A 25,643-nucleotide genomic window follows, 5' to 3' on the forward strand; every position below is an offset into this window, starting at 1 on the left:
TGTTGTTATAGCGAAGTAATTTCTGCCAAGACAAAATAATGGTCGCTAGGAAGTGTGCCCTTGATAGACCACAGCTACGGAGTATATAATGCCCGATCCGAATCTTCCAAAAATAGCAAGAGAAACATCTTATGTTCCTTGAAAAACCGTTGTCCAAAAAATGGGTAATAAGACAATCGGAGTCGTAGTAGATTCCCCATATAAAATAACATCGGGTGCAGGAAAAGGTTAAGAATGTTCGTTTAACACTAACCTTTTTTTGTTAAACTTGTAGATAGACCAACGATAATGAGAAAGCAATTTGGGATCAAGGATATTGCAAAACAGTTAGGGCTTTCAGTTTCTACGGTATCGCGGGCCCTGCGAGACGCACATGATGTGAGTCAGGAAACAAGAAAAAAGGTACTCACATTAACCGATAAACTGAAGTTTAAACGTAATTCGAATGCTGCCGCTCTTGCGTCCGGATCGACCAAAAACATTGGTGTCATACTCCCATTTATAACCAATTATTATTTTTCCACCGTTATATCTGGCATTCAAGAAGAAGCATACGAGCAGGGGTATACTGCAATTATATATATCACAAACGACGACGTGGAAAGGGAACGAAAACTTCTCGAGAGTATTTCGGCAACCAACATCGATGGATTGTTAATTTCCATTTCCTCCAATTCTAGTATTAATGATCACTTCCAAAATCTAATCGACGAGGGATTGCCGATTGTTTTCTTTGACCGCGTCCCACACGATATTACCGCTTCAAAAGTTATGCAAAGCGACTATGACGGCGCATACTTAGCAACAAAACATCTTCTAAATCAAGGATACAATAGAATTGCACATATTGCAGGACCAAAGGAACTTACCTTTACCCAAGAACGCCTTAGAGGATATATTGCGGCATTAAAAGATCATAAAATTGATCCTGAGGAGACTCATATCATCTTTTCAGGATTCGATCAGATACACGGGCTTCATGACACCGAAAAATTACTCGAGCTGTCGAACTCGCCGAATGCAATATTTGCTGTCAATGACCGTAAAGCCGTTGGTGCTATCCAGGCAATAAAAAATGCAGGAATCAAGGTTGGAAAACAAATTGGTGTAATAGGTTTTACCAATGACCCGATATCGACCGTGATCGAACCCAATTTAACAACGGTGGAAGAACCTGCTTTCGAGATCGGGCGTCAGAGTTGCAAATTGCTTATTCGACATATCAAAAATGAAGATTTTGAGACACAAGAGCTATTATTGCCCTGTAAGCTTATACTACGCGAATCAGCTTTAAATTACAATGTCGAGTAGACAGTCCGACCGGCGACTATCGTCTGTTTGATATTAATAGCATCATCGAATAGTAGTAAATCCGCACGCATACCTTGAGCGATAATACCACGTTCATGTTCTAGGCTTAACAGACGCGCCGGGTTCAATGTGAGCATCCGTACGGCATCCATTAAGGTCTGGCCAGCAACATTCATCATAACACGAACTAATTGATCGGCAGTGGCCACACTACCAGCGAACGAGCTACGATCTGGTAACTTTGCTACTCCATTTTCAATAATCACTTCAAGACCATCGTCTTTACTTCCTAATATACTTTTCCCTTCTGGCATTCCAGCTCCTCGCATAGCATCGGTGATCAAGATGACACGCTCTATACCCTTTGTTTTACAAATGAGTTTCAAAAATGGTTCCGGTAAATGAACGCCATCAGCAATAATTTCTGCATCAATTTCATCGAGCAGTAAACAGGACTCAATCGCGCCAGCATATCGATACGCATTTTTTCTTGTCATTCCTGACATGCCCGAATATAGGTGTGTCGCAAGCCGAAAACCGCTTTCGACACCTTTCAAAATATCTTCATAAACCGCATCAGTATGGGCTAATGCAGCAAGAATTCCTCGCGAGCGGAGCTCTCTCCCAAATTCCAGTGCACCGGGAAGCTCAGGAGCGGCGCTCCAACGACGAATAAGATGACCGTATCTATCCAACAAGGGAATATATTCTTCTGGATTTGGGTTTCGAATGAACCGAGGATCCTGCGCGCCTCGTTGATTCATGGCAAAGTACGGACCTTCAAGATGCAATCCCAAAAAGTCTGCTCCGCTATAGTCCAAGCTTAACGCTTCTTGGTATACTGCGAATACCTCCAATAACTTCGCCGGTTCACCTGTTAATGTCGTTGGCAACATCGCTGTCGTGCCAAACTTAGCATGGGTTTGGGCAATCTGCACAAAGCCCTCAAGTTCATTATCCATAAAATCAGCACCTCCTCCACCGTGAATATGTATATCGATAAACCCCGGCGAAAGGTATAATCCTTGCGCATCTATAACTTCACCATTAAGTTTCGAACTCGAGGTGTCACGCACCTGTGTTATTCGCCCTCCCTCTAGCGTGAGGGACCCTCCTGGGATGATACGCATCGGCGTAATGATATTCGCGTTTATTATCGTTAGCATGTTAAGTTATTTTATTTTCCATGACCTTAGTTTCGATCCCCAAAAAGCATAGTACACGATATACAAAAAGCAAGGTACCATTATCCAATACGCGGTCTTTTCGTCGGAAACATCAGCAATCCAACCATAAATTAGTGGAATAATTGCATTTCCACAAAGCCCCATTATCAACAATGCAGACCCTTGTTTGGAATAATCTCCTAGCCCTGCAAGTGCTAAAGGCCAAATTCCAGCCCAAATTAGCGCATTTGGAAGTCCTATGAAGATTAAAAACCAAATGGAGATATCCAGATGCCTGCTCATCCAGGTCACCTCTCCGTAAGCTAAACAAACCAGCAACGACAGTATGAGCCCAATCAGCGAACAAATGCGTAACATGTATGTTTGCTTAAGCACTCTTGGTATCAATATTATCCCTAAAATATAACCGACAATAGTAGCCGTAAGGGTATAGGAGGGTAAATTCTTTGCTTCAAGAAGTGTAAGCCCCATCGTACCTGCGTAACCGATGACCGTATCAATCGCTACAACCTGCGTTCCTACGTGAAGAAATATCGCTATTGCACCTAACACCAGGTGTGGATAGTGTAACAAACCACCCCGTTTCAATGGCTGCCTACCGGCAGACCGGTGAACGGTAATCTCTACAAGTGGAGAGAACTTAATCGCAAGACCTATAAAAAAAAGCACTAATCCAAGAACTGCATATGGGTGAACAACACGCAGTATCAATTCATCCAGTATCAACGCACGTTCAATATCCCCAAGGGAGGGTAACTTCAGAAACAGGTCTTGATCTGTTGGTCGAAGGACTGCCCAGGAGAACGCAATAGGAGCAAGAATTCCAGCCCCCTTATTACAGATCCCCATCATACTAATACGTTGTGCCGCCCTCTCCTTATCACCAATCAAAGTAATATATAAATTGGCGACCGTCTGAAGTATTGCCAGGCCGGTACCCAGGGTAAAAAGACCTATCAGAAATATGCCATACGTTCGCCCATATGCCGCGGGTATGAAAATCAAAGCACCTAATGCCAGAATCCAAAAACCGATAACAATACCGTTTTTATACCCGACCTTATTAAGTAAATATGAGGATGGCATAGACATTACCAAATACGAAATATAAAAGGCGAACGCGACTAAATAGGACTGAAAATTAGTTAATTCACACGCTATTTTAAAGTAAGGAATCAAAATAGCATTGACCCAAGAGATGAAACCAAAAGTGAAAAACATCAAACCCAATATAATGATCGAGATGATTGTAGATCTTGATTGCTGTTTAGGCGCGGGTTTGATGTTTTCCATATAACTTTACAATAATTGTGCAGATTCGTTATCTAAAAAAAAGTAACAAGCGGCATGTTCTTGTAAAATACTGGCAGGGTATAAATTCGTTACTTCACCCGTCAAGCAGTCCTTCACGGCTTGTGCCTTTCTACGATCGGGGACCGAACAGATAATTACTTTTGATTTCATAATTTGCTTAATAGACATAGATATAGCTTGAGGCGGCACTTCGTCTAGGGTATTAAACCAACCTTCGCCGAGTTGTTGCATCCGACATTGCTTATCCAGATTTACAACGACATAAGGATCTTCATTTTCAAAATCTGCAGGAGGGTCATTGAATGCTAAGTGTCCATTCTCGCCAATTCCAACAAGAGCCACGTCGATCGGAAACTGCCTGATCTTACGGCCAATACGCTCGCACTCTTCTTCAGGATCGTTCTCGCCATTAATAAGAACGACATCGAGTAAGGGATCAATTTTATCTACAAAGCGTTCGTTCAAATATTTACGGAAGCTCGCTTTATGCTTGATGGACAAACCTATATATTCATCAAGATGAAACATGCGCACCTTAGACCAATCAATTTCTTTATCGGCAATTAACGCGTCAATAGTTTCAAATTGGCTTGACCCGGTTGCTAAAATGATATTAGCTTCACCTTTTTCTGAAATTGTATCCTTAATTTGTTGACGCGCTAATTTGGCCGCCGCCTTACCGAGTTCTAATCTTGTTTCGCTTTTTTGAATTTCCACAGTTATAATGTTTTTTGTTTATACTAATTGTTAATTATGTTCGTATTCCCGCCAGTTTGTAGGTTAATATCGTGCACTTTATTTTCTTGCCATCTTCCCATCGTAAAGTCTGGCACCTGTATTGGTTTGGAACCATTCGCTACGGACCATTCGCTTAAGGGGCCAATTACGCTCCAACTTGCCGCATCGTAAACGTCCATATCCACTGGCAGACCATTGCGCAAGCAGTCGATCAAACGCCAGTCCATCATCATATCCATGCCACCATGACCTCCGATACGCTTCGCGATTTCTCCTATTTTTTTAACGATTTCAGGCGTATACTTTTCCTCCAGTTCTTTTAGCTGACTCTCGCTGAGGAAGTCCTCGTGGCCAACAGCAATTCGTCCGGGTAGCGGATATTTTTGTGCAAAAGCTTTTGTGCCACTGACCAGGTGAATCCTCGAGTACGGGCGCGGCGTACTAACATCATGTTGCAACATGATCGTGCTGCCACTAGCGGTGTAGATGCTTGAGGTATTCATATTGCCTCTAAATTTCTTACTGTCATATGTTTTGAATCGGTCATCGGTCTTCGCAAGTTCGTTCGCTTTTGGTCCTAATGAGAAATCTTTCGAAGCCATCGAGGTAAGATGCTCTAGACGGTTTCCGCGATTGATATTGAGAATCTGACAAATAGGTCCCAAACCATGCGTAGGATATAGATTACCGTTTCGAACCGCATTTTCCTTTAAACGCCAGAAATCAAAACGTGCATCTTGTTCAAAAAAACTATCTAAAATATCATGTAAATAAGCCCCCTCGCAGTGTACAATTTCCCCAAAATAGCCTTGCCTTGCTAGGTTTAAGGTTAATAGTTCAAAAAAATCGTAGCAGCAGTTCTCTAAAATAACACAATGCTTTTTTGTCTTTTCGGAAGTCATCACTAGTTGCCAACAGTCTTCTACGGTCGTTGCCGCAGGGATCTCAAGAGCCACGTGTTTACCATGTTCCATCGCGTATACAGCAATCTCAGCATGTAGTGCCCAGTGTGTCGCCACGTATACGAGGTCAATGTCATCTCGTTCGCAAAGTTCTTTCCACGCATCAGGTTCATCGGCATAAATCTTCGCTTGGTGTCCTTTGGAGACAATTCTCGCTTTTGCTGCATCGGCTTTCTCCCTGCGCACATCACAAACAGCTTGTATTTTCACCCCTTCTATCCTACTCATACGCTCCACTGCGGCACTTCCTCGATTTCCTGTTCCCACAAATGCAATTCGAACCTCCGCTAAGGCGGGCGCAGCATACCCTGACATGTTAAAGACCGGTTCATATTTCGTATTGGCCTGCTCTAAAATCTCACTTAAAGCAGACTCTTCTTCAGGCGCGCTCTGACTTTTGCAGGCAGCCGGCGCTACCATGCCCAGTCCTGCAAGTGCAGAAAGCTTCAAGAAGGATCTTCTATTTGTATCCATAAACTATGTTTTAAATTATTAACTAATTACTTGACAATCCTTTTACGCAATACTTGGATTTGCCGATTAAATGTCTTTATTGCTGTATCATCCATTTTACCCCCTCCTATATCCACGGGGGCGATGTAATCGACGGGAATATCAGCAAGCGCACCGACGAGTACTAATGTTCCCCATTCTAAGATCCCTGGGACATGTATAGCCATACTTTGGGACGGTGTACAATCCAAATCCATCGGCAGGTAGTGGCTCAAAACAACTGCATTTAGCACCAACTGTTGTACATCACTATAGAGTGAGCCGTAAAATAAAGCAACGAGTGCGAGATCGCGATGCCCAATTATTGTGATTTGGCCGGGCTGGAAATTTTTTCTCACGAAAACAACAACCGCCCGCAGTTCCGACACCCATCGCCCCATTAAACTTTCTCCAAGCCACATAAAGCTTCTTGTCAGTGTATGAAACTGAGGGAGTCCGATATCTTGCCGGTCAATTGTATCGATGCCTCGCTCACCAACGCCTAATAAGTCGACATATATCGTATCGGTCAGGTGATCGCTCCGTTCCGCTGCGTCCATGGTTAAGGATATGGTGATTTTTTCTTTCGCACTCGCAGAAAGATTATATCGGAGCGGTATTGTTTGCCCGTCGTTTGTTTTTAACCTGCTCGTTTGCCAGCTTGAATCTATGGTTAGCGGATGACTACTTTCTACGCGAATTCCTTCGTTTGTTTTCAACAGGTTTTTAAGCGCCTTTCGACGCTCCGATTTCGATATTTCGTTTCTTAAATTCAACTTTACTACAGCCTCATTTTCGCGCTGCTTAAACAGGTCTCGCGTTGTCATCAAGCGCGTTGGTCCTTGATTTGGGCCGCCAACTCTTAACTTGTCCACTTCCAGTGGTGTAAATTCGTGTTCCGTTATTGCTTGCTCTGCGGGAATCGTCTGTTTAAAAAAGCGAAGCACGGACTGCTGCATTTCTATGGTGAAGTCGTGAGCCGATTCAAAAATCTCAAAGCTAATTTTCTCGGCTACGTCCAAATCGTTAAAATGGGGTACCGCATCACGATATGCTTTACGCATGCGATCAACCTTAAACGCAGCAATTTGTTCCTCTGCTGCGGAGATAATTTTAACAGCTCGTGGGGCGATAGCCCCAATCACATCGCATGCTTCGATTTGCTGTAGACCTGCAGGTAACAACTCACACATACAGTTGCTCTGCAATAAATATCCCGAAAATGTACCCACGCTTACCACCAAAGCAGCCGCCCTTATACGTTGGTCAAACGCGCTGATCCACATCGTTTGATTCCCTCCCCCACTAGCTCCCACAGCCCCAATTCTCGCACTATCCACAAAATCTAGCGCACACAACAGGTTGATGCTTTGCAAATTATCGAGTAACTGCAAGCCAAGTAAAGTCTCACTCGCCTGCAACAATGCACCTGCTAAGTGACCACCGTGATATTCGTGGTTGTTACCGGTTCCCCGCTCTCCGCTACCCCAAGCATCAATACACAAAACGACGTAACCGGCGCTGACCAAAAGGTTCGCCGTCTGCTGTACTATGGCGCCGCCTTTACCGCCTTCCCAATGGCCATGGCTATTTAAAATAGCAGGGAATGGGCCGATACCTTCGGGGACGTACAAGTTCGCGGAAATATCAACACCATGCTGGGACTGAAATAATATTTTATGTAATGTGTATCCTTTAAATTCAAGAATATCGAGGGTACGCATATTTAATTGACCAAGCTTCTGTGGATCTACGCCTGCCAGTCGTGCGATGACAGCAGACACAGCGACCGAACCCGACGCAGCTTCGCGCACTGACGCTGCTTGTTCCAATTTCGATTTCATCCAATTCTGGAGCTCAATCTGGCTTGAAAAATCACCTATCATTTGAGATTCTTGATTGTTAGCATTCATGAATTAACTCAAAATAAGATTAATCAACATCCCACCATACGCGGGTTGCAGCGTTGTCGGGTCCCCCTAACAATGCACGCCCCTTCTCAAGTTGTTCAAAATTACTGGTCTCCTCGGTCAGTGGATATGGCATCCTATTTATGAAAGAACCGCTAGGAAGATCCGGGTTTTCTGAAACGAGCACGTTGTACATGATCGGATATCCCGATCTACGGTACTCCGTCCATGCCTCCATGCCATCAGGAAAAATCGCCAGCCACTTTTGTACGCCAATCTGCTCACGTTGCATGTTTTCGTTTGGGCCCCAAGCAACCGGTGTAGAGGCCACTGCCGCCGATTTATGATAATCCTGAGGAGCAGCAGGGGTATTCGTTGCTGCAATATACTGAGCGATCTGTTCCGTATTATCGACACCCCATTGCTCCATGCTTGTCTGTATCCCTTGGTTATATAATTCCTCCGCAGTTGCCCCCATATTCCATCCGTTCAACGCGCCTTCGGCACGTAAAAAGTAAGATTCTGCCGCCCCCATAATATGGGCGCGGTTCGTCAGGTTTCCTTCAATTGTATTCCCGTTATAATTTACCCAATAAGCACCGACGTTCGAGTTTGCTGGTGATTGATTGCGCACAACACCCAGATCCGTAGCACTCATACCATTACGCACGCTATTAAATTCACCTGTCGCGATGCTCGGTTGGAAATAAATATTGAGCCGAGGGTCGTCGTAACCCTTTAGATAAGACGCTATGGTTGAGCTCATCGCAAACTCATTCCAAACAGCAACCTGAGACAACCCGTTGGTGTCGTTTCCATCCAACGATTTCTCTAAAGAGGCGTTCTGCGCATTGCTTTCCATTACACCCTCTGCTACGGCAGACTCGCCTTCGGTCTTTGCTTTTGCAGGATCGATATTAGAGATGCGCAGCGCTAGTCGCAGACGGAGGGAATTGGCAAATGCTATCCAGTTTTGCGTATCACCGTTGTACATTAAGTCATAACCATCATACACCTTGGTTCCCGCAGGCTGTGCTTTTAGAATCTCAACAGCGCTTTCCAAGCGTATAAAAAAGTCTGCATATATTTCGTCTACTGGATCATACGGAATAACTTCATTCGCTGTTGCTGCTTCAAAATAAGGTATAGGTCCAAATTGATCCACCAATCGGTGAAATGCGTAAACCCAAAGGATATTAGCTAAAGCAGCCTCAGGGGATGTGTCTTCAACATTTTCCAAAATACTTTTTAACTGAGGCGCGGTGTCGACATAGATAACGCTCCAAAACCGGCGCTGCCAGTCTGGAGTTAGCATATACCGGTCGGTACGAAACGAGGTTGTAGTCAATGCAAAATACTGGGCATAAATATCCGGTCCTAGGTTTTGTACCGTCTGATAGAATGAACGATTCATCGCCGAGGAAGACTGTGCCTTGGCGAACATAAACGGACGCTCGCGTGCACCGACCTCGGTTAAATTATTTGGGTCTGTGTTATATTCTTCGAAATCCTTTGTACACGAGACGAGGGACAGGCCCATTATTGCGGTATATAGAAATATCTTTTTCATGGCTTTTTGGTTTAAAATGATAGTTTTACGTTCAACCCGTAGGTACGTACCGCTGGAGGAAGACCTACCTCCACGCCTTGATAGTTTCCTGCACCTAATGCCCCTTCGGGGTCAATTGGGTTATCAATTTTCCCCAGACCGGGTATATCTAACTTTGATTTTCCTCGATAAAAGAAAAACAAATTCCGCGCAGTTAAAGAAACCTGAGCACCTTTTATTGCATGCTGCTCGGGAAGATTGAATTTATAACTAAGGGCGAGTTCGCGCAGGCGAACGTTAGTCATATCGTAAGTAAAAAATTCGCCCCAGGCGTCTCTTCCATTTTGGGAGACTTTAGTCCATAACTGCTGTGCGGTAATTTCTGTCGTATTACTTTGCCCGTCCGCCGTAACCGCGTCCAAAACAAGTCCTCCCTCACGGTATTGTTCGGTAAAATCTGCTACTCCGAATGCGGCCTGGTATGCGGCTGTTCCAGATACTATCTCGCCACCAATTCTTGCATCGATCAAAGCGCGAAGACTAAAGTTTTTGTACTCAAACGAGTTACTCCAACCAAGCAGTGCGTTTGGATTAAAATTACCTAACTTTTTATTCGCCTCCACCACAGGAAGTCCTTCAGCATCGACGATGAATTTTCCCGTTGTCTGATCCTTCATCCATTTGTGCCCGTACAAATCACCGTACTTTTCACCTTCGTTGACTACTACCGTCGCATACTTAGTATTATCACTGATATTTGCGCGTTTTGTACTCTCGTGCAACTCAATAATCTTATTGGTATTCGTCGAGAAGTTGACCGCTGTCGACCAATGAAAATTTTCCTTTTGTATTGGACTAGCAGAAAGCTGGATTTCAAAGCCTCTGTTCTCTACGTTACCCGCGTTGATGTATTCTCTGTTAAAGCCGCTAGCTATAGGCAGGGACAAAAAAAGCAACTGATTAATGGTATTGCTTTTGTAGTAGGTTGCATCGAACGACAGTCGATCTCCAAAAAATTTCATATCCAGACCTGCTTCAAATGATTTGGTTTTCTCTGGTTTTAAATCTGGAATGGCTTTAGTGGGGTTTCGAGAAACAAACCCACTACCGGCTCCCAGACCAAACTGATAAAGTTGATTTAATAGATAAGGTTGTGGATCGTTACCAACCTGTGTGTACGACCCTCTAATCTTCCCAAACTGAATCCAATCGGGCATGTTTAGCCATTCATGAAATACCACGGATAAGCCCGCCGAAGGGTAAAAATAGCTGTGGGGCGCTTCGAGCGTGGAGGACCAATCATTTCGTGCGGTAAGGTCTAAAAAGATGTTTTCATAAAAACCTAACTGCGCACTAGCGTATACCGAATTTAGTTGTCTGGTATAACTATTCACGAGCAAAAACTCGGGCGTTGTCGCCATCATTAATGAAAACTGATTAGGAATTGACAGCCCGTTGGCCATATTCTGAAACGTTTCATAATTGCGCTTTAGAAAACTTGTACCGACATTATAATTGAGCTGTATGTCATCGCTAAGTTTATTCTCACCGGTGATTAAAAAATCTAAATTATGCTCCCAATAGCGCGTATGTGTCTGATAATACATCCCTCCCGGCCTCACGCTACCCAGCGATACTGTGCCATCATAAAATGATCCGTCCACCTTGTCCATATACTTGTCAAAACTATAACGTCCCATGATACTGAGCCCATCCATCAACTCGTAACTCACGCTACCTAAAGCTGTAATGCGGTCACGAACTTCATTAACTTCAGTACGGTTTAAACTCCACAATGGATTGTCGTAGATGGAGGATCCTGACCAATATTTCCGTTGCGGCTCCCCATTGGTTGAATTAATCTCTTCAAAATCGTCGAGTTCCGCCAAACTCAAATCGCGTGGCATTATATAAGCCTCAATTGGAATTCCCATATCACCTAAACGCGGACGATCATTCACTTTCTGGTTCATATAATTGAGTTTCACGTCGGTTTTCAGTTTCGGAATAATTTCCGTGTTCACGCGCAAGTTCAGGCTATTGCGATCCAACTTATTCCCCGGAAAAATACCGCCTATATTGTTATTGGAGTAGGACATATAGCCTTGTACCTTTTCGGTTCCTCCATATGTACTGATACTGTTGTTAACGGTTGCGGCATTTTGAAATACACTTTCAACGTTCCCCGGTACCGTTTCACCTTTTGCTCCCCAACTTTCGGCGACATTAGCACCGGTTTCACCACCATTTCCTCGTCCATAGCTATTTTGAAACTCTCCTAAGATGTTAACTTGATCGAGCGAAACGCCTCCGTTATAATCTATCTGGTATCGACCATCATGACCTTGTTTAGTCGTAATAACAATCGCTCCATTTGCAGCTCTGCTACCATATAGTGCCGCAGCAGATGGGCCTTTCAAAACATTTATCGATTCGATATCATCTGGGTTTATATTCGCCGCGCCATCACTCGTTCCATAGTTTGGCGTTGTACCGGATGCCTGCGGACCTGCAGAATTATCATACGGTACGCCATCGACTACAACTAATGCGTTATTATTGCCCGAGATAGATTTGTTCCCACGAAGTACCACCCGAACTGCCGCTCCAGGGCCTGAAGATGATGTAGTCACAACCGCTCCGGCAACTTTACCAGTCAAACCACTCATGATATTACCACTATTGTCTCGAACATCATTCACGGCATCTCCAGATAATTGTTGTGTTGCAAAGGTTAAACCTCTTGTTTCACGCTTTATTCCTAGGGCTGTCACCACGACTTCGCTTATAGCCTCACGTGTAGGATTAAGCTGGACATTAAGTGAAGCGGTTGCCGCTAATACTACTCGCTGATCGAAACCAAGCATCGTAACTTGTAAAGAATCACCGTCCGATGCTTCAATTTTCACAACACCATTTGCGGCACTACTCCCGGAAGATTTGGAATTAAGATTGGTGACGGTTGCTCCCGCCAGTGGTGCCTGAGTCGACTTGTCGACTACCGTCACTGTTCGGGGTGAGCTTTGGGCTTGGGCGTGTAGATAACCGGAATAAGTTATAAACAGTAGACTCAAAAGCCCAATCAATCCGAACTGCTTGTTTAAACATTTTCGTATCATAATCGTATCGGTTTATTTTATTTTGACCTATGAGTATCAAAATTGATATACCCAAAGAAAAAATATAAACACCATAGTTCCAACGAAATGACCGATAAAAGTAGCGGTAGCGTTATCGGAAAAAACACGTCATATACATTTATTTTTCAGCCCGATGGCCGAACTAATTTCACGTTGCATATAACGAGAAATAGTCCGCTTTACGGAAATAAACAGGTTTAACGTTAATTCAGCATAGTGTTGAAATTCAATATAAAAATAATCCCTTTCCAATATATTCGTATTAATTTTCATAATCTACGGTCACGGGAACTAGCGACTTTTAGTTGCCAACAACGACTTGGTCGACGTACAAATTTCTCGTTATGCATACCCCAGCTAGCAAAATTGCTCGTCCATGGGACAAAATAGCCATAAACACACCTACGGAAACGGCAATGATATTTTAAATTCGAGTCATAACTCTTCTTTTTGGTTTTCAACACAAAAACAGCCCTTTTGATTTTAGAGGAATTTACCAGAACAGAAATTTGGTATGTGGGATTCGAATAGGCTGTGAAGAATACGGTCTAGAAAAAAGATTTGTGATACGTATAACTTTTGTTATTTTTTTCTGACGTTATAGGTAGAGAAATCCCACAAAATTATATAAACCAACAGACAGGCGGAAGAGAATTTGGGTCCTTAAAAAAACAAAAAATAATTACCTAAAAATAACGGTAAAAATAGATTCTTTTTGAGGGGCATATGACCAATGGAATTAAGGCGACAGAATATCACATTTTCTGACAACTTCTGGGCGAAAAAAGTCGAGTAAAAGGCGGGCAAATAGCACCTTTTCGTATCTATTCAATTTCGTAAAAACCATCCGTTTTTCTGATTATCTCTTTACAATCGAAAAAAAAGTGACACTTTTTTAACGCAGTCAATTAAAACCCTTACAAAATAGACATAACTAAATGTATATCAATAATTTGAACCACAAAAACCACATCTTCAAGAGATAACTATTAGTTAAAATTCAATGCAATATTAACCATTCATTAATACTAAAATCAGTTTGTTTACATTTTTTTTGTATTTTAGTATCACTATGATATTTGTAGAGATAACAAAAGACAAGCTCATATCTGCGAAAGCAAATGGCTTTAATGCAATTGTGACGTCTTTAAATTCAGACCCAATTAACCCTATTTGGTTTTTTGAAAAAGTACCAACTGGGAAGTTCCAAAAGTATCAAGATGAGATAGCGAATAGATATCAGATTTGCTACCCACTTTCGGAAGCTATTGAAACGATTGACGAATTACCTTTCATAGGTAAATTGAAGATAGAAAACTAGGGAGCGAAAGCTCCCTTTTTTGTAACCTATCGTTTTAAATTTCTTTTAATGATTGCTGACCTGTCTATCTAATTTCTATGACAGGTCGGGAATCATTTTATGCTTCCTGCGGAGGGATCTTATACATTTGGGCGGAAAAACACATCGTTAATTCACGGGATCTTTAATTTCGTACAGGCCTTTAGATTTCAAATAATCGATCAATAAGGCTGGACGATCTGTTTGTATAATCCGGGCACCAAGCTTATCAATGAGGTATCCGTAAATCTTAGCTGGGTTCCCTACGGCACGATCATCCTCTAACCCTCCCGAAAGTGATGCCCATAACGAGTTGTACCATATTAAGCTTTTATTAGCTAGCAGGGGCCTTACTTTAAGGGCAGCGGCATGCGTTGTATCTTTATAGGTAAGTTCGAAAGCAACGGGCGCAAGCTGCTCGTCCAAACTAAGTATTTCATCAAAAGCACCTTGCTTATCAATATTTACAATCGGCATGTAAAGCACGTCCTTTAAATATCGACCGAATTTTTCTGATACGGTTTTAGCATCCCCATTACCTTTCATGATGATATGATCGAGCGTACCTGTGCGTTGTAGCATCGGATATATTTCATCGAAATACCGATCTGCTTTGTCTAAGTTAACCAGAACCTTTCCTTTAATTTCAAGCAATGTTTCCTCAAGGGTAGGAATATGCTCACTTGTGACCCTTCCTGCACCATTTTTTAAGCGCAACATTTCAAGCGCGGCATAGTCCATATCAGCCACTTTACCATTTCCCGAAGTCGTTCTATTTACGGTCGCATCGTGCATGAGTAAGAGTACCCCATCCTTGCTTCGTTGCACGTCAAGTTCAAGCACATCGACTCCCATGGCAATAGCGCTACGAATGGCGCCGATAGAATTCTCTGGGAAATTTCGCCAATCTGCCCGGTGGGCAACAACGAAAACTTTGTTACTATTCTCGTTAAACAATTCGGCCCGCACGATTTGTGCATGACTCCTCTTCGCATCGAGCTGCGAAAATGCTGGCGTGCATACCCCCAAGAAAAAGACAAAGAGCAGACTACAGACCGTTGAGTTTTTTTTCATATTATGGTTTTCCTTAAAAATACGGATTAATATTGTTTGCTTCAACCATCAGGTCACCACAAACGCGTACGTGACATCTATTAGTCAAGCTCGACTGTGTACGCGTTACGTGAATCTGTCTTCCAAGCATGTTCCTGTGTCGTCGGTGAGGCGCCAAACAATGGTGAAAAAGTACGTACTTTGACGGTTTTATCGTCAGGAAAGAACTCTAAAATACGTAGCCAACCGTCTCCTCCGTTGCCACTACGACCACCGCCACCCATCGCCTGCGCGTCGAATAGGATTTGATGCACCGCATCTCCGTTATCGTTGACATCTTTTTTATAACCTTCACCCGAGAAGTGGCCGCTGAGTACCATGTCTATGTTACTTGCAGGCTTAACAAGCTTTTCCCAGATCTGTTGGCCGTTATTTGCATCAGGAAGTACAACGGGTGACTTCAAAATTTTACCATCGACTTGATACGGTTCCCATAGCAACCATTTGCTCTGCCCGGCGCCCAACTCGTCTTTAGGATTGAGGTAACTGTGCGTTACCAGTACGATACGATGGTCTTTATATTCTGGCATCTGTGCCACCTTTTTCGCCCAGCTTACTACCGTATCACGCGGAGCGAACTCCATGGCCATAAACAAATAATCACGCCCGCTGAGGCCTTTGATCTCATATGCCGCATTTGCCAGGGTTTGTTGCTGCTGTTCGTCGCGCGAATTTTGAACTAAATGTTTACCGTTTAAAAAGTTGTCATCGATCTTAAAGAATTCGTTATACCGAGATGTTCTATTTCCTTGCCGGTCGACGCTATAATCGTGATTTCCCGTTGCGGCAATATAAGGCACTTTCCCGTTTAACCTTTTAAATGCTCCGGAGGCTGCTTCCCACTGGCGCTGCGTAGATTGATCGCCATCGTAGTCGCGTGTTATTTTCTCATTGTTTTGCACAAGGTCTCCCACACAAACGACCATGCGTATGTTCAGCGTATCGATATTTTCTTCTATCCATGCTGTCATGAGCTCCAAGATGGGTTGATTCCGCCCCCATTTCACGTAGTTCTGAATATCTGGAATCATCACCATCGACCATGATTCCTTATTTTCTAATGCGGGTTTGCTGTAGGTTGTTTGTCCATATACGCTGGAAAGCATAGTTGTAGCCACACAAAGTACGAGCGCTATACGGCAGGTTATTTTTTTCATTATTTCTCTATTTGGTTAGTTCCTCTTTTTTTCTCAAAGCTATTATAAAGTTCATTCAAAAGACATTATGCACTTATCAATAACCCGGATTTTGCTTCAAGTTAGCATTTATTAAGATTTCTTTGTTGGGTATTGGCCACAAATACTGTTTTGTACTGAAGCTTCTATCGCCTAATTTAGCGCAGTACCCTTTGTTGTAGAGTTCATCTAAATTTGGATACCCGTTCTCATCAATAGTAGGCGTGATTGGCCAGAACCACAGGTCTGTCTCAATCAGTTTTTTATTCATTTCCGTGATAGGCAATAACCCGTAATAGGGACGCTTCAGCGCATTTTCAAATTCTCCCCAACGGTGTAAATCCCAAAAGCGTCTATGCTCCCATGCAAATTCGATACGTCGTTCGGTGCGCAATGTTTTACGCAGCTCATCGGTGTCGGTGCTGGTTACCGCAGGATAGCTCTCCTGCTGGGCAGCTTTGACATGATAAGCACGCGCGCGCACTTGGTTGATGGCATCGAGCACGCTAGCATCAATCTCGCCGAGTTCAATTTTTGCCTCGGCATACATCAGCAACACGTCGGCGTACCGCATGATGATTATCGGATTATCGGCTTGATTAGCGATCCAGTTATCATCCGCGTATTTACGCAGCTGCAGCCCGTTGTACGATGCGTGTTGGGTATAACCTTTAGTATCTTTATTTTCGACCAACTGCCCGGTATTCACGTTCAATACTTTTTCCGCCCTTGGATCGGGCTCATAGATATATCCTAAAAATTCTGAACCAAATTCAACAATTGTCGCGGTTAAACGTGGGTCACGATTCTCAAAAGGACGCTGCGGATTAAAAAGGTCCGACTGATCGATCATTTTACCATCCGTACATGGATAAACTGCGAGAAGCTCCCATGATGGCTGAGCGACAGCACTTCCTCCAACCGTTCGCGGCATAAAGTTTTTCGAACTCCAAACAACGGTCAAGTCGCGCGATCGAGGTAGCGAAAAAATAGTTTCAGATTCCATTTTTTTAGACTGAAAATAGGTTTGGTAATCCGGGTGGAGACTATACAATCCAAGATCAATGAGCTTCTTTGTTTCATCGCGCACGATTTGCCAGTCGGACTGCCACAGTGCGACCCGCGCTTTCATCGCTATTGCAGCGCCTTTGCTAACGCGGGTAACCGAAGAACTGCTATTCTCTTCGGGCAAATTTTCGATAGCGTAATCAAAATCCGCGTACACTTCTTGCAAGATGTCCGTCTCATCAGTGCGTCCTATGGCGAAGGCCTCTTCGATGGTAATGGACTCTTTATAGAAAGGAACGTCGCCATACAAGCTGATCAACCGGCCATAAAAGTTCGCCCGAAAGAACATAGCTTCTGCCCGCAGGCGGTTTACAGTCTCCGTAGGCAGGGCATCCCCGAGAACCTCCAAGCTTTCTACAACCCTATTTGCGCGGCTTATCCCTTTGTAGGTGTTCATCCACGTTGTCTCACTATCGGCCCACTCGCTGGTTACCGCGCCCGCCGAATATTCGTACACGACTAGTCGTTGCGCCCAGTCGTCTGTCCAGCGATCGGTTTGAAAGTTCGTTTCCAAGTTCCATACATAGGTACGATATAAATCGTTTAACGACATCTCTATTTCCGTTTGGTCGGAATACCAATTCTCATTCGATCCTTCCGATGGGGGCACTAAGTCCAACTTCGCGCACGAGAAGAACAGGGCCGTCAGGATCAAACAAATAAAATAGTGTTTTCTGAGTATATGTGTCATGGTTGATTAAAATTTAATGTTGAGTCCAACGCTATAGGTGCTTGAAATGTAGGAGTTGTTCACCGATTCCGGATCGTAGCCCTTAGGGTAGTCGCTAATGGAGAAAAGATCGGTTCCCGACATGTATACGCGCAGGCCTTTCATGTTAATTTTCTGCAAAATACTCTGGGGCAGGTTGTAGCCCACCGTTATGTTCTTTAGGCGGAAGTAGTCACCCTTGAAGAGCCAAAAGTCCGACATCTCATAATTATTATTTGTTGCACTTTGGTGTGATAAACGTGGATAGCGAGCATTGGCATTCTGCTCGTTAGAGTTATATACGCTCCAGTAGTTACCGTCGTACTCGGTAGAAGGACTGGTCCAAGTCGACTCAAAGGGTTGGATCATATTGGGCGCTAAACGCTTCGACTGCTTTGCAACTCCTTGAAACACGGCCGAAATATCAAATGCTTTATAACCTAAGCTGATGTTTCCTCCGTATGTGAAACGCGGCAGCGATCCCCCTAAGAGCACTTTGTCATATTCCGGCGTGATTACACCGTCAGGCGTGCCTTCGGGTCCGGAGATATCGCGGTATTTAATATCGCCTGGCTTAACAGCCGAATGTAAAACCGGACTATTCTCGACCTCCTGGGCATTCTGGAATAAGCCCTCGGATTGGTAACCGAACCACTCGTGGTATTGACCGCCTTCGCGTATAATTTGGTCCCCTGTAAACACCGTTCCGCCTAGGTAACCCATATTGGAAGTGTAGTCCGAGAGATTGAATGATGCGGAATAGCGAAAGTCCTCGCCAATACGATCACTCCAATTGATAACAAATTCCCATCCATTTGTTTTCATTGTCCCGGTGTTCTGATCGGGGTTTTCATACCCCAAGTAATCGGGAACTTCTAGCTCAAGCAGCATGTCCCGGGTGCGCTTTACGTAATAATCTGCCGCCACGCTCAGCCTGTTACCAAAAAAGCCACCGTCTATACCGATATTCCATGATTCTGTCGTCTCCCAACTGATATCTTGTATGGCATAACCTACTTGGCTTGCTGTAGCCTTGGATACGATGTTGTCCCCTTGGTAAAATGGTGTTGAGGAGAAGCCTATTGTCGACTGATAAGGGTAATAGCCTATGCGTTCATTCCCGAGCGTACCGTAGGAAGCGCGCAGCTTGAGCAGCGATACCCCTTGCACATCTTCCATAAAGGACTCCTCGGACAGCGCCCAACCGACAGATACAGAAGGAAAAAGCGCCCAACGATGATCTGGGTGAAACCGTGATGAACCGTCGTAGCGGAAATTCGCCTGTACATAATAGCGGCTATCGTAGTCGTACAACACGCGACCGAATACGGAGCGATAAGCCGACGCCACGGCGTTCCCTGTGTTAAACATGGAGTTTCTGTTGCCTAAATTCAGGTAATGAAAGCTCGAGAGCTCAAAATCTTCGCTCTGTGCATCCAACACTTCTCTATCGTAGGTAAAGTCTTCGTAACCGCCCATCAAGCTCAAATTGTGCAGATCAAATCGTTTCGCGTAATTGACCACAAATTGCTTGGTAAGGGTTGAGTTCTCTGCCCGGCTTTCATAAAGATTTGTTTTATTATGTCCCGAGATGTATCCACCGATGATTGTTGGGTCCTCGGCGGCGTACCAAGGCAATTTCTGAATGAAATTCTTACCTTTCTGAAAATGAAAAGAAGGAGATACTGTTCCGGTAAAGGTTAACCCTACTATTGGTTCATACTCTAGGGAGATCCGTCCGTTCACTTTACTATTTGTATTCTTATCAAACCCACCGTATAAGATGTCTGCATACATATTCGACCCATCCTTACCCCCTGCAATACGTCCATCGTCCCATGTTGCGGCATAGATCGGCGCATACTTGTGTGCCGAATTTATAGGATTGGACGTAGGATTATTGTTTATTGATCTATTTAGGCTGATATCTACATTAGCCTTTAGCTTGTCGTTGATTTTTATCTGGTTATTTGCCCGCACAAGTATGCGCTCGTAATTACTATTTTCATAGAGCGCATCGGTATCCTCATAATTTAACGAAACGCGGCTGTTGATCTTCTCCCCGCCGTGCGAGAAATTAAGAAAATGTCTTTGCCGCGGCGCTGTATCTTTTATCAATAGATCAATCCAGTCCGTCACCGGGTATTTATTGGGGTCTGTTTGATGGTATGTTTCCCAGTTTTCAACATCCTCTTGTGAATATAACGGATATTCAGCCCCCTGAGGATTCCCTGCATCATTCCACATCGCCTCATTTGACATTTGCAGATATCGCATGGCGTTCACGCTTTGTGGAAAGGTAGGAATCGTCTCCATACCCATGTTTACGCCTGCCTCGAGGTTTGTAACCCCCAATGCCGCATTTTTTGTTGTAATCAAGATGACCCCGGCTGCTGCACGGGAGCCGTAGATCGAAGCCGAGGCGGCATCTTTTAACACCGTGATATCTTTTATATCGTTGGACGATATATCGTCAATGTTGGTGTAGGGTACCCCATCAACAATGATTAAAGGGCTTGAATCGCTTATTGTTGTTATTCCGCGAATATGAATATCTGCACTCGCTCCGGGCCTGCTGCTATTTCGGGTGACGCTCACCCCTGGGATCTGCCCCTGAAGCTCTTGGGAGAGCTGCGTGCCGTTGATATTCTCGAGTTTCTCCCCACTAAGGGTGCTCACCGCGCCGGTAAGATCCTTCTTATTCATGGATCCGTAGCCAATCACAACAACCTCATTGAGGCTCACGAAATCTTCCTGGAGAACTACATCGAGAGCCGTTAAGCCGTTCATCTCGACATCTTTCACGACATAACCGATCGCCGAAAAGTTTAATGCTCCTGCGGCCTGTTTTAGTGAAATGTTATAGTTCCCTAGGGAGTCCGATACAACGGCGATTCCCGTGGAGAGGTGGGTCACCGTGACGTGTGCAATGGGTTTTCCGGCCACGCTCGTGATTTTTCCCCCAATCTCTTGGGCGAACGAAGACACGCTCGAGAGTAGGATAAATACAATAATAATTGGGTGTTTCATGATAGCTTTGCTTGGTGCCAAAAGTCGCCCTTTGGTATTACCATAAAATCACCTACACATTATCATAGTATTAAATTACCTTATCATACAATATTATTTTTCTTTTAATTGCCTTTCTTAACACTTATTTATTGTTCAATAAATATTCGCGTTGTTTCAAACAGTGTGACTCGCCTGACTAAAAGATAAGGCGGTTAATCCGACTATATGTTTTAAAAAAAACGATACCTTTGCAAGCGATCGGGATAACCAAAATCTCAAATACTAGATCTGTTTTTAAGTAAAAAATAAACGCGTAAACACTCCTTATGTCAGACAACAATCCGGCAAACATCCCAAAAACGGTCCTTTGGTCGATGTCAATCATTTCGGGGCTTGTGGTTGCCAACAACTATTACAATCAACCTTTGCTAGCGCTCATTGCAACAGACTTAAACGTCCCCGAGAGTGCGGCTGCAAAAATATCGGTTATGACGCAGCTAGGTTACGCGCTGGGGCTACTACTTATCGTCCCACTTGGCGACAAATTTCCACGTAGGAAACTTATTCTTTTTGATCTATTTTTTGTGTTTTTAGCCCTGTTATGGATGACCTTTGCACAGGAATTATGGATGCTGTACACCGCTAGCCTATTTATAGGCGCTACATCGGTCATCCCGCAGCTATTTGTCCCAATGGTCGCCGAATTATCGGGGCCAAAAGAAAAGGCATCGAATATCGGCCTTGTCGTTTCTGGGCTGCTGCTAGGTATATTACTTTCCAGGTTCATAGGCGGTATTGTTGGTGATTTATGGGGCTGGCGTACGATGTTTGGAATCGCGGCAAGCTTAATGGTGTTGGTCTGGCTCTACGTATATAAAAAGATCACGGAGATCCAGCCTAATTTTAAAGGGTCATACTTTGAGCTAATGCGGTCAGTCCTTAAATTGGCACGCGAACAGCCGGTATTACAGCTGGCATCCTTCCGTGGGGCGATGGCTTTCGGATCAATGTGCGCGCTGTTTACAACGCTCGTTTTCCATATGCAGCGACCTCCTTTCGAAGTAGGCGCTTCTGTTGTTGGAAGTTTTGGCTTAGCGGGCGCCGTAGGCGCATTAGCCGCCGCCAAGGTCGGCACCTTAGAAAAACGAATAAGCCTCAACCAGATTATTTTCTACTCCTTAGTCGTGCTGATCGGCAGCTGGGGCTTCACCTATTTCGTGGGAGACACCTACTGGGGATTAATTCTTGGTGTCATTCTGATCGACTTGGGCGTTCAAGCAAGTCACATAATGAACCAGACGAACTACTTTATGATTAAAACTGGTGCCGTAAACCGGCTGAATACCGTCTATATGGTTTCTTATTTTATTGGTGGATCCTTTGGCACTTACGCCGCCTCATTGGCCTGGCAACATGCGCAGTGGGAAGGTGTTTGCATGGTTGGGTTTTCGATGGCGGTTCTGGCCCTCTTTGCCCATATTTTATTCGCTCGAAAGGTTCAGCGAGAAGCGTAATTATAACGACTGTAGTGTAGCACGCGTAATATTTTTATTTCCACTACGATCGAAAAAATCGCGGGAAGATTCCAAAATATAAAATAAAACCAACGCCACTTAACGTCGATGACTTGGTTTGCAACGGTGTTAAATAATTTTGGCGGACTTTATAACTAAAATTTGGTCTTTTTTTTATAAATTCCACAAACGGTTTGTAATCGAACGCTGCTAGTTGACGTATGTTTTAGCTATTCGGTTTTTGGTTACGCAGTCATTTGTATTTCATGCATAAAGACCCTAATAGCAATTCATCGACCCTAATTACTCTGCAGGGGTTCCGCAGTAACCAGATTGCGGGCCGTAAGGAAATATTGTTTAATCTGTTAGCGGGCAAAAAGAAGATAGACAAACCACATAGTCATGATTTCTTCATCGTCATCCTATTTGAGCATGGAACGGGCGTGCACACGATAGACGCAGTCGACTACCCGATCGGCAACCAACAGGTTCATGTTTTGTTTCCAGGGCAGCTCCACAAGTGGGATATGGGATCCGAAACAATTGGCTATCAACTCATGGCCGAACGCGAGTTTTTCGAACAGTTCGCCCCATATTTTAGATTTTCATTCACTAACTACCAAAATCATCCTGTGATACAGCTATCACAAGAAGCATTTGCTCTTCTACGATATGAATTTGAGGCGATCAAGAATGAACTAAAAAGGGATGAATCACTTGTTAATCTAATTAGTGCGCGATCGGCTGTAATTGCCTCTATCATAAGCCGCGAAGCGGAGCAATCCTTTACCGAGTTTAAAGTTTATCAATCGAACCAGCGTCTTGCCACATTCAACATGTTGATCGATCAGCATTACAAGAAAGAAAAGTCTGTTGCATTCTACGCCGAACAACTACATATATCCGCTAACTATTTAAACATCCTTTGTCGCACGCATCTTAAAATACCTGCAACGCGTCTTATTCAGCAACGGGTATCCCTAGAGGCAAAAAGGATGCTTCAGAGCTCTTCCGAATCCATCAAGGAAATAGCTTTTGCGCTTGGCTTTGTCGATCAAGCATATTTCGCAAACTTTTTCAAGAACCAAACAGGCATAACGCCCAGTGAATTTCGAGGAAAATGATAAATTCTACAAATAATAACAGAAATCTTCCAATTCGCGGTGGAGGTAGACTACTACCTTTGATTTTGAAAACGTCGTTACCGACGGGGTAACAAAAAAACGATTAAAGAAAATCATATGAACAAGATTGGTATGTCGAGAAAAGATTTTATTAAAAACTCTGCCATAAGCTTTGCGGGACTGGCGTTATCCCCGGCTGCTGCTGCCTGCCCATCGACCAAGGTGGCGGTCGATGAAAAATATGCACCTTCAACATCTTACACGATAAAAAATGTTCGACTGGAAACCGGGTTTGAATATGATGGTAAAAACGTGATTTCCACTAAAACAGCACTATTTTCCATTGCGATCGACGATGGGAAAATAAAAGGTATCGGTCCCAATGACCCCGGTGCACATGCGATGGATGCCCACGGAATGTTGATGCTTCCTGCATTTAAAGATATGCACATTCATTTGGACAAAACCTTTTATGGCCAGAAGTGGCAAGCGGTAAGGCCGCGATCCGGTGGCGTGAAAGGAATGATTGCCCTCGAGCAACAAACCATGCCGGACCTGCTTAAAAACTCTACTTTCAAAGCTGAAAAAATTATAGAACTGCTTCAATCGAAAGGTTCCGCTTTCGCACGTAGTCATGTGAATATCGAACCCACATCAAAGCTACAGTCTTTGAAAAACCTACAAAAAGCCATCGAAAACAAAAAGAAGGTTTTCGGCGTGGAGCTTGTTGCCTTTCCTCAGCACGGCGTATATTACACCGATAGTATCCCCTATTTGAAGGAAGCGGCAAAAATGGACATCGATTTTATTGGTGGCCTTGACCCTTATTCGATTGATGGAGCTATCGAAAAAACGATAGATTTCACCGTGCAGCTCGCCTTGGACAATAACAAAGGGATTGACATCCATCTACACGAGTCCGGCGAATCGGGAATAAAGACGGTAGAATATCTGATCGAGAAAGTAAACGAAAACCCAACGTTAAAGGGTAAGACATTTCTTAGTCATTGCTTTGTACTGGGTAAATTGGAGCGAAAAAAGGAAGAGGAGATTGCAGAAAAGCTCGCTGGCGCTCAGATTGGTATCATTTCAACTATACCTTTTGGCGGATTGGTCATGCCCATCCCCACGCTGATCAAACGAGGTGTAAATGTCATGAGTGGGAACGACAGCATTGTCGATCATTGGAATACTTTTGGAAGTGGCAGCATGTTACAAAAGGCAAATCTAGCGGCCCAACTGTATGGCTATTCCTCGGAGTTTGGATTATCTAGAATGTTGAAACTAGCAACGGCCGGTCCCCTACCGCTGGACGACAAAGGTGTGCAGCAATGGCCTAAAGTAGGCGACGTGGCCAATCTGGTCTTTCTCGAGGCAAGCTGCTCAGCGGAGGCCGTCTCTCGGATATCGAATGCAAAATCATTGATATATAGGGGCAACGTCGTTTACTAATAGTCTGCACAAAGATTATGTTCCCGGAATGCGCAGAAAACTAAAAAGGATTATTAAATTAGAAAAAACACGGTAACAATGGCACAAAGAAAATTCCTACAGGAAATAGACCCCACCGCATTCGAGGTGATGTTAGGGTTCGAAAAATATTTAGCGAAAAGCGCTCTTGATAAAATTCAAGCTCATCTTATCAAAATCCGGGTATCACAGATCAACGGCTGCTCTTTTTGCATCGACAAACACATCCAAGAAGCATTAAAAATCGGTGAAGAATCACGCCGAATTTTTGCCCTTACCGTATGGCAGGAAACACCGTTCTTTTCCGAGCAGGAGCGTGCTATATTGGCCCTCGTAGAAGAAATGACGCTCATAGCGGACTTTGGTGTTTCCGACGAAGTTTACGAGACAGCAATCGAACTTCTAGGTCAGCAGTATACGACCGAAGTGATGATGGCAATAGTTGCCATGAATGCGTGGAACCGTATAGGGATCGCAACAGGACGAAAACCGGAATAGTCTGCATCAATAGCGACA

At 43.9% G+C, this 25,643-nt stretch carries 17 protein-coding genes; 6 read left to right on the top strand and 11 right to left on the bottom strand.

Going from position 1 to position 25,643, the window contains the following annotated elements; genetic code table 11:
* The first annotated feature begins 288 nt into the window (after nt 1-288).
* Complete coding sequence (locus FM107_RS14865; protein WP_086949268.1) at nt 289-1,311, top strand: LacI family DNA-binding transcriptional regulator; 1,023 nt, start codon at nt 289-291, stop codon at nt 1,309-1,311.
* Here FM107_RS14865 and nagA read toward each other — a convergent pair.
* Genes nagA through FM107_RS14900 form a run of 7 tightly spaced genes read right to left on the bottom strand, consistent with a single transcriptional unit; the run spans nt 1,296 to nt 12,582 of the window.
* Nucleotides 1,296-2,477, bottom strand: coding sequence for an N-acetylglucosamine-6-phosphate deacetylase (nagA, locus tag FM107_RS14870; RefSeq protein WP_086949269.1), 1,182 nt, complete (start codon nt 2,475-2,477; stop codon nt 1,296-1,298). The two genes, FM107_RS14865 and nagA, sit on opposite strands and share 16 nt — an antisense overlap.
* Nucleotides 2,478-2,483: 6 nt before the next feature.
* Complete coding sequence (locus FM107_RS14875; RefSeq protein WP_086949270.1) at nt 2,484-3,791, bottom strand: sugar MFS transporter; 1,308 nt, start codon at nt 3,789-3,791, stop codon at nt 2,484-2,486.
* Between the two features lie 6 nt (nt 3,792-3,797).
* The gene (locus tag FM107_RS14880; RefSeq protein WP_086949271.1) at nt 3,798-4,529 is read right to left on the bottom strand and encodes a glucosamine-6-phosphate deaminase; all 732 of its coding nucleotides are present in this window, start codon (nt 4,527-4,529) and stop codon (nt 3,798-3,800) included.
* 23 nt (nt 4,530-4,552) lie between these two features.
* Nucleotides 4,553-5,986, bottom strand: coding sequence for a Gfo/Idh/MocA family protein (locus FM107_RS14885; RefSeq protein WP_086949272.1), 1,434 nt, complete (start codon nt 5,984-5,986; stop codon nt 4,553-4,555).
* Nucleotides 5,987-6,012: 26 nt separating this feature from the next.
* Nucleotides 6,013-7,917, bottom strand: coding sequence for a S9 family peptidase (locus tag FM107_RS14890; protein WP_086949273.1), 1,905 nt, complete (start codon nt 7,915-7,917; stop codon nt 6,013-6,015).
* Between the two features lie 19 nt (nt 7,918-7,936).
* Nucleotides 7,937-9,484, bottom strand: coding sequence for a SusD/RagB family nutrient-binding outer membrane lipoprotein (locus FM107_RS14895; RefSeq protein WP_086949274.1), 1,548 nt, complete (start codon nt 9,482-9,484; stop codon nt 7,937-7,939).
* Between the two features lie 11 nt (nt 9,485-9,495).
* On the bottom strand, nt 9,496-12,582 hold the full coding sequence (locus tag FM107_RS14900) for a SusC/RagA family TonB-linked outer membrane protein (RefSeq protein ID WP_086949275.1): 3,087 nt from the start codon (nt 12,580-12,582) through the stop codon (nt 9,496-9,498).
* A gap of 1,093 nt (nt 12,583-13,675) precedes the next feature.
* Between FM107_RS14900 and FM107_RS14905 the strand changes: the two genes are divergently transcribed.
* Complete coding sequence (locus tag FM107_RS14905; RefSeq protein WP_086949276.1) at nt 13,676-13,924, top strand: hypothetical protein; 249 nt, start codon at nt 13,676-13,678, stop codon at nt 13,922-13,924.
* Between the two features lie 147 nt (nt 13,925-14,071).
* Here FM107_RS14905 and FM107_RS14910 read toward each other — a convergent pair whose 3' ends face one another.
* The 4 genes from FM107_RS14910 to FM107_RS14925 all read right to left on the bottom strand — a co-directional run bounded on the left by FM107_RS14910 (nt 14,072) and on the right by FM107_RS14925 (nt 21,037).
* The gene (locus tag FM107_RS14910) at nt 14,072-15,016 is read right to left on the bottom strand and encodes a glycerophosphodiester phosphodiesterase family protein (RefSeq protein ID WP_086949277.1); all 945 of its coding nucleotides are present in this window, start codon (nt 15,014-15,016) and stop codon (nt 14,072-14,074) included.
* Between the two features lie 80 nt (nt 15,017-15,096).
* The gene (locus FM107_RS14915) at nt 15,097-16,212 is read right to left on the bottom strand and encodes a metallophosphoesterase (protein ID WP_086949278.1); all 1,116 of its coding nucleotides are present in this window, start codon (nt 16,210-16,212) and stop codon (nt 15,097-15,099) included.
* Nucleotides 16,213-16,288: 76 nt separating this feature from the next.
* Nucleotides 16,289-17,989, bottom strand: a complete 1,701-nt coding sequence (locus FM107_RS14920) for a RagB/SusD family nutrient uptake outer membrane protein (RefSeq protein ID WP_086949279.1) — start codon at nt 17,987-17,989, stop codon at nt 16,289-16,291.
* A gap of 6 nt (nt 17,990-17,995) precedes the next feature.
* Complete coding sequence (locus FM107_RS14925) at nt 17,996-21,037, bottom strand: TonB-dependent receptor (protein ID WP_086949280.1); 3,042 nt, start codon at nt 21,035-21,037, stop codon at nt 17,996-17,998.
* Nucleotides 21,038-21,345: 308 nt separating this feature from the next.
* On the opposite strand from FM107_RS14925, the gene FM107_RS14930 reads away from it, so the two are divergent.
* The 4 genes from FM107_RS14930 to FM107_RS14945 all read left to right on the top strand — a co-directional run bounded on the left by FM107_RS14930 (nt 21,346) and on the right by FM107_RS14945 (nt 25,625).
* Nucleotides 21,346-22,533, top strand: a complete 1,188-nt coding sequence (locus FM107_RS14930) for an MFS transporter (protein WP_086949281.1) — start codon at nt 21,346-21,348, stop codon at nt 22,531-22,533.
* A 266-nt stretch (nt 22,534-22,799) separates the two neighbouring features.
* A complete protein-coding gene (locus FM107_RS14935) occupies nt 22,800-23,657 on the top strand; it encodes an AraC family transcriptional regulator (protein ID WP_086949282.1) in 858 nt (285 codons plus the stop codon).
* 117 nt (nt 23,658-23,774) lie between these two features.
* Nucleotides 23,775-25,109, top strand: coding sequence for an amidohydrolase (locus tag FM107_RS14940; protein WP_086949283.1), 1,335 nt, complete (start codon nt 23,775-23,777; stop codon nt 25,107-25,109).
* Nucleotides 25,110-25,187: 78 nt separating this feature from the next.
* Nucleotides 25,188-25,625 (top strand): carboxymuconolactone decarboxylase family protein, encoded by a 438-nt coding sequence (locus FM107_RS14945; protein ID WP_086949284.1) that lies wholly within the window; start codon nt 25,188-25,190, stop codon nt 25,623-25,625.
* The last annotated feature ends 18 nt before the right edge of the window (nt 25,626-25,643 follow it).

This window comes from Sphingobacterium sp. JB170 (genome assembly GCF_900163865.1).
GTDB lineage: Bacteria > Bacteroidota > Bacteroidia > Sphingobacteriales > Sphingobacteriaceae > Sphingobacterium.

What these genes read in the sequence shown, in the direction of transcription:
- FM107_RS14895 (WP_086949274.1), bottom strand. Translation starts at nt 9,484, where the DNA reads ATGAAAAAGATATTTCTATATACCGCAATAATGGGCCTGTCCCTCGTC.
- FM107_RS14890 (WP_086949273.1), bottom strand. Translation starts at nt 7,917, where the DNA reads ATGAATGCTAACAATCAAGAATCTCAAATGATAGGTGATTTTTCAAGC.
- FM107_RS14875 (WP_086949270.1), bottom strand. Translation starts at nt 3,791, where the DNA reads ATGGAAAACATCAAACCCGCGCCTAAACAGCAATCAAGATCTACAATC.
- FM107_RS14900 (WP_086949275.1), bottom strand. Translation starts at nt 12,582, where the DNA reads ATGATACGAAAATGTTTAAACAAGCAGTTCGGATTGATTGGGCTTTTG.
- FM107_RS14905 (WP_086949276.1), top strand. Translation starts at nt 13,676, where the DNA reads ATGATATTTGTAGAGATAACAAAAGACAAGCTCATATCTGCGAAAGCA.
- FM107_RS14935 (WP_086949282.1), top strand. Translation starts at nt 22,800, where the DNA reads ATGCATAAAGACCCTAATAGCAATTCATCGACCCTAATTACTCTGCAG.
- FM107_RS14885 (WP_086949272.1), bottom strand. Translation starts at nt 5,986, where the DNA reads ATGGATACAAATAGAAGATCCTTCTTGAAGCTTTCTGCACTTGCAGGA.
- FM107_RS14865 (WP_086949268.1), top strand. Translation starts at nt 289, where the DNA reads ATGAGAAAGCAATTTGGGATCAAGGATATTGCAAAACAGTTAGGGCTT.
- FM107_RS14925 (WP_086949280.1), bottom strand. Translation starts at nt 21,037, where the DNA reads ATGAAACACCCAATTATTATTGTATTTATCCTACTCTCGAGCGTGTCT.
- nagA (WP_086949269.1), bottom strand. Translation starts at nt 2,477, where the DNA reads ATGCTAACGATAATAAACGCGAATATCATTACGCCGATGCGTATCATC.
- FM107_RS14920 (WP_086949279.1), bottom strand. Translation starts at nt 17,989, where the DNA reads ATGACACATATACTCAGAAAACACTATTTTATTTGTTTGATCCTGACG.
- FM107_RS14915 (WP_086949278.1), bottom strand. Translation starts at nt 16,212, where the DNA reads ATGAAAAAAATAACCTGCCGTATAGCGCTCGTACTTTGTGTGGCTACA.
- FM107_RS14910 (WP_086949277.1), bottom strand. Translation starts at nt 15,016, where the DNA reads ATGAAAAAAAACTCAACGGTCTGTAGTCTGCTCTTTGTCTTTTTCTTG.
- FM107_RS14940 (WP_086949283.1), top strand. Translation starts at nt 23,775, where the DNA reads ATGAACAAGATTGGTATGTCGAGAAAAGATTTTATTAAAAACTCTGCC.
- FM107_RS14945 (WP_086949284.1), top strand. Translation starts at nt 25,188, where the DNA reads ATGGCACAAAGAAAATTCCTACAGGAAATAGACCCCACCGCATTCGAG.
- FM107_RS14930 (WP_086949281.1), top strand. Translation starts at nt 21,346, where the DNA reads ATGTCAGACAACAATCCGGCAAACATCCCAAAAACGGTCCTTTGGTCG.